This is a genomic window from Leeuwenhoekiella palythoae, assembly GCF_020310025.1.
GTDB classification, from domain to species: Bacteria; Bacteroidota; Bacteroidia; order Flavobacteriales; family Flavobacteriaceae; genus Leeuwenhoekiella; species Leeuwenhoekiella palythoae.
In genome coordinates this window covers 2,056,370-2,071,147 of sequence record NZ_CP084318.1, presented here as the reverse complement: position 1 = coordinate 2,071,147, position 14,778 = coordinate 2,056,370, and the positions used below count along the sequence as shown (strand labels likewise).

12 protein-coding genes are annotated in these 14,778 nt (G+C 42.2%); 9 read left to right on the top strand and 3 right to left on the bottom strand.

Going from position 1 to position 14,778, the window contains the following annotated elements:
• Positions 1–8: 8 nt before the first annotated feature.
• The 4 genes from LDL79_RS08835 (at position 9) to LDL79_RS08820 (ending at position 1,922) form a co-directional block, all read left to right on the top strand.
• Positions 9–155 carry a hypothetical protein gene (locus tag LDL79_RS08835; RefSeq protein WP_009778695.1) on the top strand — a complete coding sequence of 49 codons (147 nt, stop codon included), beginning with the start codon at positions 9–11 and terminating at the stop codon, positions 153–155.
• A 42-nt stretch (positions 156–197) separates the two neighbouring features.
• Positions 198–644, top strand: coding sequence for a FixH family protein (locus LDL79_RS08830; protein WP_225597427.1), 447 nt, complete (start codon positions 198–200; stop codon positions 642–644).
• 3 nt (positions 645–647) lie between these two features.
• Positions 648–1,355 carry a sulfite exporter TauE/SafE family protein gene (locus tag LDL79_RS08825; protein WP_225597426.1) on the top strand — a complete coding sequence of 236 codons (708 nt, stop codon included), beginning with the start codon at positions 648–650 and terminating at the stop codon, positions 1,353–1,355.
• Positions 1,356–1,754: 399 nt separating this feature from the next.
• Positions 1,755–1,922: a hypothetical protein gene (locus tag LDL79_RS08820; RefSeq protein WP_167598674.1), complete on the top strand. Its 168-nt coding sequence runs from the start codon at positions 1,755–1,757 to the stop codon at positions 1,920–1,922.
• Between the two features lie 150 nt (positions 1,923–2,072).
• On the opposite strand, the gene hemN is transcribed toward LDL79_RS08820, so the two are convergent.
• Together hemN and LDL79_RS08810 are read right to left on the bottom strand one after the other, a co-directional pair.
• The gene (gene hemN, locus LDL79_RS08815) at positions 2,073–3,434 is read right to left on the bottom strand and encodes an oxygen-independent coproporphyrinogen III oxidase (RefSeq protein WP_225597425.1); all 1,362 of its coding nucleotides are present in this window, start codon (positions 3,432–3,434) and stop codon (positions 2,073–2,075) included.
• A 108-nt stretch (positions 3,435–3,542) separates the two neighbouring features.
• Entirely contained in the window at positions 3,543–3,827 is a 285-nt protein-coding gene (locus LDL79_RS08810) for a hypothetical protein (RefSeq protein ID WP_167598672.1), read from the bottom strand.
• A 254-nt stretch (positions 3,828–4,081) separates the two neighbouring features.
• Between LDL79_RS08810 and LDL79_RS08805 the strand changes: the two genes are divergently transcribed.
• The 5 genes from LDL79_RS08805 (at position 4,082) to LDL79_RS08785 (ending at position 11,383) form a co-directional block, all read left to right on the top strand.
• A complete protein-coding gene (locus LDL79_RS08805) occupies positions 4,082–5,137 on the top strand; it encodes a glycoside hydrolase family 43 protein (protein WP_225597424.1) in 1,056 nt (351 codons plus the stop codon).
• 21 nt (positions 5,138–5,158) lie between these two features.
• Positions 5,159–6,226, top strand: a complete 1,068-nt coding sequence (locus tag LDL79_RS08800; protein WP_225597423.1) for a cellulase family glycosylhydrolase — start codon at positions 5,159–5,161, stop codon at positions 6,224–6,226.
• The gene (locus tag LDL79_RS08795) at positions 6,216–7,406 is read left to right on the top strand and encodes an aldose epimerase family protein (RefSeq protein WP_225597422.1); all 1,191 of its coding nucleotides are present in this window, start codon (positions 6,216–6,218) and stop codon (positions 7,404–7,406) included. The genes LDL79_RS08800 and LDL79_RS08795 overlap by 11 nt, the downstream gene beginning before the upstream one ends.
• 1,739 nt (positions 7,407–9,145) lie before the next feature.
• Positions 9,146–9,865 (top strand): peptide-methionine (S)-S-oxide reductase MsrA, encoded by a 720-nt coding sequence (gene msrA, locus LDL79_RS08790; RefSeq protein WP_225597421.1) that lies wholly within the window; start codon positions 9,146–9,148, stop codon positions 9,863–9,865.
• 282 nt (positions 9,866–10,147) lie between these two features.
• Positions 10,148–11,383, top strand: coding sequence for an MFS transporter (locus LDL79_RS08785; protein ID WP_225597420.1), 1,236 nt, complete (start codon positions 10,148–10,150; stop codon positions 11,381–11,383).
• A gap of 580 nt (positions 11,384–11,963) precedes the next feature.
• On the opposite strand, the gene LDL79_RS08780 is transcribed toward LDL79_RS08785, so the two are convergent.
• Entirely contained in the window at positions 11,964–14,609 is a 2,646-nt protein-coding gene (locus LDL79_RS08780; RefSeq protein WP_225597419.1) for a tetratricopeptide repeat protein, read from the bottom strand.
• Positions 14,610–14,778 lie beyond the last annotated feature (169 nt).

The following is a 14,778-nucleotide window of genomic DNA, read 5'->3' as shown; positions in this document are numbered from 1 at the left end:
TTAGAACTATGAGTACAAAATCAAACCAAAACTGTTGCTTAGGATGCAAAAACGGCTACCCGGGACAAAATCATAATTGTAAAGTGCGCTTGCTTAAGGAAGCCGAAGAACGCAAAGCCTTGAGTCAGGAAGAATTGGCAGAAAAATATGCCTAACCCACACGGGGTCGCTTATATATCAACTATAAAATTAGCAGTATGAAAATCAATTGGGGAACCGGTCTGGTCATAGGTATGGTCTTATTTATGGGCTTTATCATGTTTTTTGTGATCACCATGACCACAGACGATAAATACAGCCACGACCTGGTGGCCGAAGATTATTATAAACAAGAAATGCAATTGCAGGAAACTATTGATGCCGCTACCAATGAGGCACAATTGGAAACTCCGGTGACCGGTAGCAAAACCGAAGCCGGTTACGAGCTTCAGTTTCCTGAAACATTTGATCCTAAAGAAATAACCGGAAAAGTGTTCCTATACAGACCGTCTGGCAAGCACCTTGATTTTGACATTCCGATAGCGTTGTCAACTTCTACTTTGCTCATACCTGACAGCCGCTTGCTCGACGGTCGCTGGAACATTACCGTAAACTGGGCGTATCAAGGCAAAAAATACCGCTTTGAGAAACCCGTAACCTATTAAACGATGATCTGGACGGCATTACTTTTCGGACTTTTGGGTAGTTTTCACTGCGTAGGTATGTGTGGCCCCATCGCCTTTCTCATGCCGGTAGATCGCAGCAATCCTGTTAAACGCTTTTTTCAGGTGCTGAGTTACCACAGCGGTCGACTCTTCACCTACGCGATGCTGGGATTGATATTGGGCTATCTGGGGCGTGGACTCCAACTTTTTGGCCTGCAACAACAAGTCTCTATCGCTGTTGGGGTTTTGATGATCCTCGTGATCCTCATACCCCACAAGCGTATGGGAACGTACAGCTTTTCTAAACCTGCATATCGCTTGGTTAGCAGACTCAAAACCGCGTTGGGCGTTCAGTTAAAAAAGAAGAAGGCGTCTACCTTTTTCACGCTGGGCCTCTTAAACGGTCTCCTTCCCTGCGGCTTGGTCTATATGGCAATCTTTGGAGCCATCGCTTCCGGTGGTGGTGTACAAGGTGGCGTCTATATGCTGTTTTTTGGATTAGGCACCCTACCGCTTATGACCACCGCCATTTACCTTGGTAATTTCTTAAAGGGAAAAACCAAACAGCTGCTCGTTAAAGCCATTCCCTTAGCCGTAGTGCTTATGGGGTGCCTGTTTATCCTACGCGGTCTGGGACTCGGCATTCCTTACATCTCTCCCTCCAATCAAGTCGCCGTAGCAGAAGTCGCAGCAACACATAGTTGTCATTAAATTTATTTCTTTATGATGCTAAGTAAGTTAGGAACCTTCTAAAGTCGGTTTGTATAATCCTTCACATCAATAGACTCCTTACTTTTCTTTACTCACGTAATGTTTATTTCATGGGGGCTCGTGAACCTCGTATCCTCGGTTTGTCTTGTCCAATGAAAAGTAACAAAAGAAAAGACCCCCCTCGCTTAGGAATTTTTTGCTCGATAATCGAGATTTATAGCTAATGATCTGGTTTTTAGACTTATTTAAGTCCTTGAGCGAAAACGGCACTCTTTTTAAAAGCCATTTTACGGCCGAAAACGGTCTTGTACGTTCCGCGTCGCTATCACTCCTGTCCTTCGGAACGTCCTGCGCCTATTCTGAACCGAGGGAATTTTGAATTCGTTTAACCCTTCGGATATGAGTAATTTATCTTTTGTTTTACTTCTGAAATCTCATTTCTATTTCAACGTCAGCACCGGCCTACTTTTTAGAGCTGTAGTAAAACAAGCGGGCGCCGCAGCGGTGGGCAGTGGAGGATGGCCTAGCGCAGCGGTTTGCCATCCGCAGGCAAAGGCGTTTGCGTAGTTTTCAAGGGTCTAAAAATAAGCCTAGATTTTTTTGGTTCGTTTTTTCATCGATGGAAAAAATGAACAAAAGCACTTAAAGAAAAAAGCCTGCTCCAGTCACAGGAGCAGGCTTTCACCAATCAAAAAAATCAAATGAGCCTGGCCCGACTCAAATGGTCATTGAAAAGAGTTTGGTTTCCGGCTTGTTACGCTGTAAACGCAAATCAAAAGGTAAACAGATATTGCGCACAAAGGGTTTCCCTTTTTCGGTTACTCGTAAGCCTTTGTGTTCAAAAACGAGCAGTCCGTCAGCTTCCAGTTCTTTCAGTTTGATCAGTACTTCGGGCAATTCGTCAAAATATAGCGCCGGAGTCTCCCAATTGGTTTTAAAATGACACATCAGGTTGAGGATGTGTTGCCGTATTTTTAAATCTTCATCGGTGAGTATATGTCCTCGAAACACGGGTAGGATCTCATTTTCTAACAGGTGATAATATTCATTGATGCCTTTTACGTTTTGTGCAAAACTGTACCAGCTATCACTAATGGCCGACACGCCCAGTCCTAGCATCACCTGCGTCTTAGAAGCAGTATAGCCCATAAAGTTGCGGTGTATGCGCTCTTCTTGCTGTGCGTGATACAGATCGTCTGTAGGTAAGGCAAAGTGATCCATCCCGATCTCAACATAACCTGCTTCGGCAAGCAGCTTTTTTCCTACCTCATACTGCTCGCGCTTTTCTTCCGCCGTAGGCAAATGGGCTTCGTCATATCCGCGTTGCCCGTTGCCTTTGATCCACGGTACGTGTGCATAACTGTAAAACGCAATACGATCCGGGAACAGCTGTATGGTTTTCTCTATCGTTTGTTTTACATGTTCCAGCGTTTGAAAAGGCAAACCAAAAATAATATCGTGTCCCACCGAGGTGTACCCCGCCTGGCGTGCTTGGTCTGTAGCACGTTGTACGTGCTCAAAAGGCTGGATGCGATTGATGGCTTTTTGCACGGTCTCATTATAATCTTGAACCCCATAACATACTCGTTTAAACCCAAAAGAGGCCAAAGTCTCCAAATGCTCAAGCGTGGTATTGTTAGGATGCCCCTCAAAACTCATCTCGCATTGCGGGGCTTTATCAGCGTGTTTAAAGATGCCATTGATGAGACGAGCAAGGTTCTGTTCTGAAAAAAAGGTGGGGGTGCCCCCACCTAGATGCACTTGTTGTAGTACAGGTCGCTCCCCTACAAAGCTTCTGTACAGTGCGAGCTCTTTTAACACCGCATCGATGTATGGCGTTTCGACACTGTGATTTTTGGTAATGCGTTTGGTACAACCGCAAAAGGTACACATCGACTCACAAAAGGGTAAGTGAATGTACAGGCTGATGCCCTCGCGTTTATTGCTTTCTAAAAAACTGGCTTTAAAGGTGGCTTTCCATTCTTTAAGGCTAAAGGTTTCCTGATCCCAATACGGCACGGTAGGATAGCTGGTATACCGTGGGCCGGGAACATTATATTTACGTACTAGACTTGTCATTGCTACTGATCAAAAAACTCCCGGAAACCTAATATATAAGATTCCGGAAGCTTTGGTTAAGAATTGAATTACGGTTCTTGTAAAACCTCACCGTAGGTTGCTAAGCGCTTAAAGAAGCATTCCTCCTGCAATGATCAAGGTGTTCACCACCGTGCTTGCTACTAAGAGTTTAAAAATAAGCTGCGGCTTTTGCACCGTAAGAATCGACGCATTGTGCAGGCTGCAAAAAACCACTGTGATCATTACAAAAAGCATTTGTAGTAATGTATGCCCGTGCATTAAAGTCGTCATAATTGCTACAGCTCCTAAACAGGTGCTTAGAATAATGCCTATAGCCGAATAGCCAATGATGTTGTTGGTAAAATCGTTTTGGAGTTTTGATAGCGTTGTCATACCTGAAAAATTTAATGATTATCAAATTACAGGGTAAAAGTACCGGGAGCACGATTCCTATTTTATGACTTTTGTCAGTTCTCCTATATTTTTTGAAAAAAGCAACATCCCAAACTTCATCAATTTGTCTCAAGGCACGTGCAGCAGCCAAAAAACGGTCATTTTGAAACGATCTATCGCAAGAATGAGCTAAGCCAACTTATTTTTTGAAAGCACTTTTCTCAATTTCGTCACTATAACGTTTTCGGTTACCTATGATGATCAACGCTTTATTAAGAACGAACATTTTTCAATACCTATCCCTGTGTATATTGCTATGCAGCAGTACACTTGTTGCACAGCAGTTTCAGAACCCATTGTTAGACTCGGGTGCAGATCCGTTTAGTGTATATGTAGATGGCTATTATTACTATACGCATACGATGGGCAATCGTGTAGTGCTTTGGAAAACTGAGAATCTGGCCAACTTGCGTGAAGCAGAATCTAAGACCATCTGGACGCCTCCGCAAGGAACCATGTACAGTAGGAATGTATGGGCTCCGGAGATTCACTACATCAACAATACCTGGTATGTGTATGTCGCAGCCGATAACGGCACCAATGAAAACCACCGCATGTATGTGTTGCAAAATACGTCTGCCAATCCGCTGAATGACCAATGGGAGTTTAAAGGCAAGCTCGCTGCCCCCTCCGACAAATGGGCAATTGACGGCAATGTATTTGAGTACAACAACCAACTCTATATGGCGTGGTCCGGTTGGGAAGGCGACACTAACGGACAACAAGATATTTTTATTGCCAAAATGAGCGACCCCACAAGCCTTTCAGGGAAACGTGTAAAGATCAGTTCGCCTACCTACCCTTGGGAACGTAACGGCGATCTGGGCACAGATGGCAATCCTGAGCAGGTTTTTGTGAATGAAGGGCCGCAATTTTTAGAACACGACGGTAAGCTCTTTATCGTATTCTCTGCGAGTGGCTGCTGGACCGATTACTATGCATTGGGCTTGCTGAGCCTTGAAGGAACAGACCCTATGGATGCTTCGGCCTGGACCAAAAAAGAAGAACCCATCTTTCAGCAAACACCGGAAAACGGGGTGTATGCACCGGGACATAATTCCTTTTTTAAATCTCCTGACGGAACCGAAGACTGGATCTTATACCACGCCAACTCCAATCCCGGAGAAGGCTGTGGCAATAAACGCGCACCGCGTATGCAACGCCTATATTGGAACGAAGACGGCACACCCTTTATAGGTACGCCGCTTCCTACTACAGTGCTTTTACCTATTCCATCTGAAAAATTTTAAAACGTATAATTCAAACCTATTATGAAAAAAACACTTTTAGTATTTGCACTCGCTCTTGGTTTTTTTGGCTTTAGCCAGAGCGGGGCAAATCTTGACGCCAACAAATGGTCTAAAGAAAAAGCAAAGGCCTGGTATGCCGAGCACGACTGGATTAGCGGAGCCAATTTTATCCCAAGCACCGCCATCAACCAGCTGGAGATGTGGCAAGAAGCTACCTATGACCCGAAGACCATAGATCGCGAACTGGGTTATGTCGCCGGTATCGGTTTTAACACTATGCGGGTGTACCTGCACAGTCTAGCCTATAAGGCAGATAAAGCAGGCTTTAAAAAGCGTGTGCAAGACTACCTGAGTATTGCCGATAACCACGATATCAAAACCATCTTTGTGATCTTTGACGACGTTTGGGATGCGAACCCTAAAATAGGAACGCAGCGCGACCCCAAAACGGGAACACACAACAGCGGCTGGATGCAAGATCCCGGTTATCCTGCTTCTAACGAGATGGCCAATTCACCCGAGCTAAAAGCGTATGTGCAAGACATCATCAAAACCTTTAAAGACGACGACCGCATCTTATTCTGGGACTTGTATAACGAGCCCGGAAACAACGGTAAGAATACCGAAAGTCTTCCGCTGCTTACCAATGTATTCCAGTGGGCACGAGAGATCAACCCTAGCCAGCCACTTTCTGCAGGTTTATGGAGTTGGGGATATAAAGAACTGAACACCTTTCAGGCGCAGCACTCAGACATCATCACCTACCATGATTATGAAAATGCTGATATGCACCGCCGCGTGATCGAGCTCTTAAAAACCCATGACCGGCCAATGATCTGTACCGAATATATGGCGCGTACTAACGACAGCCGTTTTTCGACCACACTTCCTATGCTTGCCGAAAACAACATTGGCGCGATCAACTGGGGACTCGTGAACGGAAAGACCAATACCATCTATGCGTGGAATACCCCAATAGATTCTGGCGAAGAGCCGGTAGAATGGTTTCACGATGTATTCAGAAAAGACGGTACGCCTTACCGTCAGGACGAAGTAGACCTCATCAAAAAATTGAACGATGCTTACTAAGCCCACGACCGTCATACTACGCTACTGCCTGATTGCTGCGTTAGGCGTAAGTCTGTATTCCTGTAAAGAATCAGAAAACAAGACCACCGAACCCCAGAAACTCGTAGAAGAGCAAACGCAAACAAGTCTTCTGGACGCTGCTGCATTTGAGCAGACGATAAACGGAAAGAAAACCAACTTGTACTGGATCGAAAATAAAGACATCAAAGTGGCCTTTACCAACTACGGCGGACGAATCGTTGGGCTTTGGGTGCCTGACCAAGAAGGCGAAATGACTGACGTGGTCGTAGGTATGGCCGGGGTGCAAGCTTTTGCTGATGCAAGCGAACCGTATTTCGGAGCGACCATCGGGCGTGTGGGCAACCGTATCGCCAATGGTAAATTCACCTTAGACGGTAAAGAATACCAAGTACCTACCAATAACGGCGACAATGCTTTACATGGGGGTGATCAAGGGTTTCAGTATAAGGTATGGGACGCGCGTAAACCTAATGCACAGACGTTAATTCTTACGTATCGCTCACCAGATATGGAAATGGGCTTTCCGGGGAATGTAGACGTACAGGTGACATATAGCGTGACGGCAGATCGCGAACTCAAGATGGAATACGAGGCGACTACCGATCAAAAAACTGTAGTGAACCTTACCAATCACGCCTTTTTTAATCTGAACGGCGAAGGCAGCGGGAGCATCCTGGACCACAGCCTTGTGATTCACGCCGATCAATATACCCCCGTAGATAGCGGACTCATCCCTACCGGGACTTTAGATTCGGTGGCGGGAACACCCTTTGATTTTACCCAGGCGCATACCATTGGGGAGCGTATAGCAACGGCTAATGAGCAACTTACCTTTGGTAAGGGTTATGATCATAATTATGTACTGAAAGAAGCTTCAGGAACACTCAAACCGGCAGCAAAGATCAGCGGTGACCAAAGCGGGATCGTGATGGAAGTCTTTACCGAAGAGCCCGGACTGCAGTTTTATAGTGGGAATTTTATGGAAAGTAAAAACACCTTTAAAACCGGTGCTAAAGATGACTTTAGAACCGCCTTTGCGTTAGAGACTCAGCATTTTCCTGACGCGCCTAATCAACCGGAATTTCCAAGTATTGTCTTGGAACCCAATGAAACCTATGCGACGACTTCGGTCTATAAATTTTCAGTAAAAGGATCGTAGTACTAAACCATACACACGCCCGGCGTGTAACAATAATTATTCGTGTGTGTTTAAGAGGGATAAACAATTGGGGCGGCCGCAACCTTCACAGCAGCCACCCCATCACCAGAAACTGTTTATCTTCACCGGAGAACCCTTTCAGCAATGAAAGGGTTTTTTGTTACTTAGGTTACGCAAAGAATCTACGAGAGTTGCTACTTTTGAGCCTATGAGCACACGTCTAAAACGCATTTTACGCTATGCCTTGTTGATTTGCAGTAAATCCTTAGAAATACGGATAAGCAGTTGGCAGTAGCAGTCTGCAGTTTGCGGTGGATAGACGGGAGACAAAAGAGAATAGAACAAAGAGTAAAGACAGCATCAAATACGAAAGTAGAAATTGGAAATACAAAATACGCTTCGCCCTGTCACTTCAAGTGATGCTTGAGCACCTTAGCGCGAAAGGATTGTATCGAGAAGTTTTCGAAACAGCAATAAGGGTAACTATAAAGTCACTGACTTCAAAGACTTCTCGATACAACTGAATCCCTGCTACCGCTGGTATTCAGTCACTCGAAGTGACAGTCTTCATCCCTGAAGGGTTACACGAATTCCCGGGTTTTCGCGCGATTGCATCGCGTGTTCGTTAGATCTCAACTCGAAGATTTTTTTGAAGCAAACTCTTGAAGCAGGCGGTCATTTTGACCATCGGGAGAAATCGCACCCTCCATTAATTTCTTAATCTTTTTCCTCATCCCCTACTTGCTTTTAACGTAGATTGAGTGATAGTAACTTTAAATCATAAGCAGTAGCAGTCTGCAGTTGGCGGTGGATAGACGGGAGACAAAAGAGAAGAGAACAATGAGTAAAGACAGCATCAAATACGAAAGTAGAAATTGGAAATACAAAATACGCTTCGCCCTGTCACTTCGAGTGATGCTTGAGCGCCTTAGGGCGAAAGGATTGTATCGAGAAGTTTTCGAAACAGTAATAAGGTAACTATAAACTCACTGACTTCAAAGACTTCTCGATACAACTGAATCCCTGCTACCGCTGGTATTCAGTCACTCGAAGTGACAGTCTTCATCCCTGAAGGATTACACAAATTCCCAGGTTTTCGCGCGATTGCATCGCGTATTGCTTAAACTTAAACTAATAGGTTTTTCTTTTGAGGTCGAATACTAGCACCCTTCCTTCGAAGGAAGGGTTGGGGATGGATGTTTTCAAACGAAATCTTAACATCCCTCTAAATCTCCCTTCTTCCGATAGTTATCGGAAGGGAGACTTGGCTTTATGATAGATGTTGAAACAGACAGTCATTTCGACCATTGAGAGAAATGCATCTTTGATCCCTCATCCCCGGCCCTTCACCTCCCGAAGCTTCGGGAGAGAAGGGAGTAAGCTTGTTATGTAATCTTCCCGATAACTATCGGGACTCCTCGAGATGACTAGGTGTATTCACACCCGAAGGGTTAAACGTATCTTAAATTCCCTCGGTTCAGAATAGCTGCGAGAAGCTCCGAAGGACGGGAGCGATAGCGACGCGGAGCTGACAAGGCGGTTTTTGCCTGATAAGGCAAAAAATTCCTAAGCGAGGGGGTCTTTTCTTTTGTTACTTTTCTTTGGACAAGCAAAGAAAAGTAAGAAAGCTAACCCTTTATCATTATACCTCAAATTTTAGCACCCTATTAAGAAAGTTTAGCTGCACCTTTGCGTCTATAAAACCAGCGAAGTACAACTTTCGTATATTTTATAGTGTTATGAAAAACAGAATCATTCTTTCCGCATTACTGGCCGCAACGATCGCTTTGAGCTTGTTGTTTAACGGCTGTGCTGATGCGACGAAATCTAACGATACCGCACAGACTACTAATGCTGTTGCACTCAACACCACGGGCACTGCCGAAGAAGCTGCAGTTCCTGCCGAAACACCGGTGCCTCAAGACCGTGCTGCTGCCTATTTTGCCAGCGGATGCTTTTGGTGTGTCGAAGCGGTGTATGAAAGCGTAAAAGGCGTTGACGAAGCCGTTTCGGGCTATGCAGGAGGGCATACCAAAAATCCAACCTACGAAGACAGCAACACCGGCCTTACGGGACACGCCGAGTCGGTTAAGGTGATCTATGACCCTAGCGTGGTCAGCTTTAGCCAGCTCGTAGATGTGTATTTCGGTTCGCAAAATCCAACGCAGGTAAACGGTCAGGGACCCGACCAAGGTTCGCAATACCGCTCAATCATCTTTTATCAGAATGATGCCGAAAAAGAGATCATCGAACAAAAGAAAGCCGCTTTGGCCAAAGAATTAGGCGAATCGGTAGCTGCTGAGGTCAAGCCATTTGAGAAGTTCTGGATCGCGGAAGCTTATCACCAAAACTACGAGGTACAGCATCCGGAAAACCCGTATATCCAAAACGTGTCGATACCCCGTTTAAACCGATTTAAAGCAAAGTTCCCCGAACTTTTAAAAGTTAACAGCCACTAGGCTGAACTATGAAGAAGAAAAAGAAAACCCAAGCCCTTTCAACACTGAGAGGGCTTTTTTATTGGCACCGCCAAAGGGTTTAATACTCCGAGGCTTATGTCGAATTTAAAAATTCGTTTCCAACCAACGCCTCATAGGTCTGCCCTGAGGTAGTGTAATGGCACCGCCAGACAGGCGCGAGGCGAGTCGTGCAAAAAGCCTACAAAGCTTCAGCGCATCAACCTATCCTTCTTTTTTATGTAGTAGCTTTGTGGCACCCTAACGTCAATACACCCTTTATTCATGCATTTACGCGACGCTTCTCCCCAACGTAAAAAGATCGCTACGATACTTACCTTTTTGTCGATTCCGCTTTCGGGCTTTATGACCGACATTTACCTGCCGTCGTTTCCATCAATGGCACGCAACCTCAGCGTTTCAGAACAAAGTATTCAGTTGACACTCACCTGTTTTTTTCTGAGTTACGGGTTCTCCCAATTGTTTGTAGGCCCGGTAGCCGACAGTGTAGGCCGGCGCAAACCTATGCTGATCTCGCTGGCGGTATTGCTGCTGAGCAGCCTTGCTGTGACCTTTACCGGCGAAGTGCTGGTGATCAGTCTGCTGCGTATCGTACAAGGGATCGCCACCGCCTTTATTGTAGTCGCCAAACGCGCCTATTTTGTTGACCTCTTTGACGATGAAAAACGAAAACACTACCTCAGCTACTTTACTATCGTCTGGAGCTGCGGACCCATCATCGCGCCTTTTTTAGGGGGCTTCCTCGAAGAGCATCTGGGCTGGCAGTCTAACTTTTACTTCCTCGCGATCTATGCGGCCATCTTGTTTGTAGGCGAACTCGTATTCAGTGGGGAGACCATACGCAACTACAAGAAATTCAACCTCAAGAAAACCGGCTTGCTGTATCTGGCAATGCTGAAGAACCCGGGTTTTATCTTAGGCATCGCGGTTTTGGGCTGCGCCTATTCGGTGGTGATGGTGTTTAACATCGCAGGGCCGTTTGTGGTAGAACAGCATTTTAACTACAACGCCGTGATCATTGGGTATTGCACCCTCGTTCTGGGCTTTGCATGGATGATAGGTGGTATTCTCAGCAAGCGCTTTACGCCCGTGAACTTTACTAAAAAGATCCGTCTGGTCTCACTGACGCAACTTGTATTGATAGGCCTCTTTATCGGCTTAGGCAGTATGATAGACAATCTGGTGCTGCTCGTAGGTTTTGCTTTTATCGTACACATCTGCTCCGGGTTTTTGTTTACCAACTACTTTACGCAGAATATGGTATTCTTTCCCGGAAACGCAGGGATCGCCGGCGGCCTTATGGGCGGACTCCTGTACATCATTACCTCGATGGGTAGTTTTGTGATCTCCCACTCCGGAAGCATTGCCGACACCAAGGATATGGCCCTTCGCTACCTGCTCATCGCCGCCCCACTGGCCGTAGTGATCTTCTTTTCACTACGCTATTTTAAAAAACGCGATCTGCGGAAACGCCAAAGCGCGTTGAAGGTTCAAGGGTAATACGGTTTTCGGTTTGTTGTTTTCTGTTGGCAGTGTCACACTGAGCGCTGTCGAAGTGCTATCTTATATAAGATTCAAAAACTAAAATTCAAACTTGAAAGAAACCAAAAACAAAAAGCTCCCCTCCTTACGGAGGAGGGGTGGCAGGCGCTTAATAGCCTAAAGGCGTTAAGCGAATGACGGGGTGGTGTCACAGGCTATGCTCAATTCAAAAGCTAAAATTCAATATTAAAAACTACTGCCTAATGTAAACGTCATGCTGTCCCGATATCCATCGGGATCGTTTCAGCATCCCATAAACCTACTCTACGGAATAAGAAATTATCAATAATAAATAGTATAAGCTGTTTTTTTTCCGATTTCTACTGTCACACTGATTACATCCTGATAACTACCTAGTCTCGATCTTAAACTTGACACAACTGCTCCACAACAACGCCAGACTAACGAAACACCAAGGTTTAAACGCTTAGATGATAAGGTGATTGATGATGTTTAATGTTATCGATGTTAATGTTAAGTGATTTAATGATCAACCTTGCAATTACTTATAGGCATCTTAAGTTTGATTCCGTTTAAATTATAGTTGCTTTATGTTAATAGCACAAACTCCTGTGTTATTTTCTCCAATTTCGTACGAAACTAATTGTCCATTTTCTAAAGCTTTCCATTCCACCCAATTTGCAATATCTAGAAAGTCATATCTATGAGCAAAAATTCTGTTGTTACCAGTTTCTATAAAAACAAAATTATTCGGCTTTTGAGTTTTCATTACATTCCCTAATTTTTTCTCACTTTTTGTTTCTAAGTCAATAAGATTATCTAATGAATCATCCTTAAATTTTTCTTGATATTTCAAAATTATTTTTCTTTTCAAGTCAATCGTCAAGTCAATATAGCTATCTGTTTTAGTAATTAATTCTTTAATATAATTCCTATTTCCTTCTATCGTTACTACAGGTGTCATTCTTACAAAATGTAAAAGACCAATGCTATAGTTTTTAGCCATTTTGTAATCAACTAGATTATCGTGTGTACATTGTTCAAATAATTCAAATGCTTTTTTAAAGTGACTAACACCATTTTCAATATCCGTTTGAATAGTCAAAGCGCTTTTACCTATTTCTATGTAATATGAAATTAGTTCTGTATTAGCAATTCTCAAGTTTTTTGAATCTAATTCAACATTTTCAATTAAATTCTTAATTACCTGTATGGCTTTACCAAAATCTTGAGCACTATTCAAACATCTTGCAATCAAAAAGGCGGTATAAGGATGATTTGGTTTTTGATCATAAACCTTTCTTGCGTAGGTTAGTGCTCCATCAACGTCTTCTAATTTAAACATCAAAAATTGAGCATAATAAAAAAGAAGTCTAGGGTTTTCTGGAGCAATTTCTAATCCCAATTGGTAATCCTCATCAGCACTTAATAAATCACCTTGTGATGCTTTAATAAAAGCGCCTACACGATAAACTTCAAAATAATTGGGGTCAATGTTTTTCGCTTCTTTAACTTTTAATAAAGCTGTATCAAAATCTCCATTTTTTGAATGAAATAATGCTTCTTGTAAGAATTTAGCACTAATCATCTGATTTTGATTATCATATACCAATGCATTTAAAGCAAATTCATTATACTTTTGGACTTTATTAATCTGTCTAATTCCAGTGTTCAATTCCTTAGACTTTTTAATATTGTTTTTAATATAAGATTCTTCAATCGGATATTTTTTTGAAAGGAAATCTTTAGCAAAATCAGATATATAATAAATAACTTCCTCGTAGTTATTTCCATCTTCTATTTCCCTTGATATTAAAGTTGTTTTAAACAGCTCTATCAAATATTTTCGAGTTTCTAATGGTTTATAGTTTGATAAATAAATTATTTCTGCATTGGTAACCTTTTTCCTGGAAGCTCTAATAGTTTTTAAAATTGAAATGGCTCCATGACTTAATTTTTCGTAGACATTAGTTAAACAAAAATCAAGTAGGTTTTCTTTATTGTTAATTACTTCATGTGGTGGTATTCCAGATTCTACAGTACTTACGAACCATTTAATAGCTAAAGGATTAAAATAAAGTTTACTAGAAATATCAACTAAAGTAGATTGTGGAAGCTTTAATAGAGTCTCACTATTTCTTATTCTAGCAATTTCGCGAATAAGTTTTGCTGATTCAGTTTCAGATAGTCCGTTTAATTTTCTTGGATATTCTAATTCTCCGAGGCCTATTCTAGATGTTATTAAAATGTGGCATTTCGTTTGAACTTCTCTAATAAAATCTCTTACTTCTTGACTTTGAATAGTTTCTAAATTATCAATAATTAATAAAGTTTTAAAGTAAGTAACGTATTCAAGAATTTCATCTAGCCTGTTTTCTGTTCCGATTGAGTCACTTATTTCGGAAATAAGACCTGTGTAGTCGGTAATGGTGGTGAAAATATCCTCTATCCCTTTTGAAGTTAACATCGTTGTCTTAGCAGAAGTCCAAATAATAAGTTCAAATGGACAATTGTCGCTCATATCAACTATATCATACGCTACTTTTAAAGCTAATGCTGTTTTTCCTATACCTCCATCACCAAGAACTGATACAACTCTATTAGATAGCACTAATTTAGTCAAAGCTTCAATGTCAACACTTCTTCCTATAAATCCAGTCTCGTCAAAATCAGGGACAGGTAAATTGTGACTTACTTTTGATAATTCTTCATCCAGATGATTAGTTGGGAATTTCAAGGTTAAAACATAAGAAGGATCATTGTCGATTTTTTCCCTTGTATCGATAGTTATTGACCACTCAATTGGGTCTGATTTTTTTAGAGTAGAAACAAAATCATATGTAAATGAGAAATCACCACCAAGTAAAGGCCTGGTATGCATAACTCTATTTCGAATAGGTGTTAAATCGCTTAAATTTTTATAATTAGATTTAAGATATCGAGCTGTTTCCTTTCTTAAAAATTCTTTGTTTTGATTCAAAATTGTAAAAGTGTCTTGAAAATCAAGAAACTCAACAACTTCATCTAAATTTTCTAAATAATTAACTCCTGGATTATCTTTTTCAAATCTCTCAATGACCTTTCTTTCTAACTCTACATTTTTTAAGAATGCTAAGTTTTCGAAGTATGGTGTGACATTCCTTTTTATAGTGTTTTTTAAATCTATTTCAACACCATATATAAGAGCTGCAAGAGTTAATCTAGTTTCTGTAATTTTAGACATTAACTGTTTATTTATAAATTGTGCCCAATTAGTTATATTACTTAAAAATTATTTGTCATCCCAATAATAAATTCAGGTTAACAATCAATTCTATCCAAGACATAAATCTACCAAAACCCCTCCATTAAAACGTACGCAATCCCGTAAATACTTGTAATTAATACACATA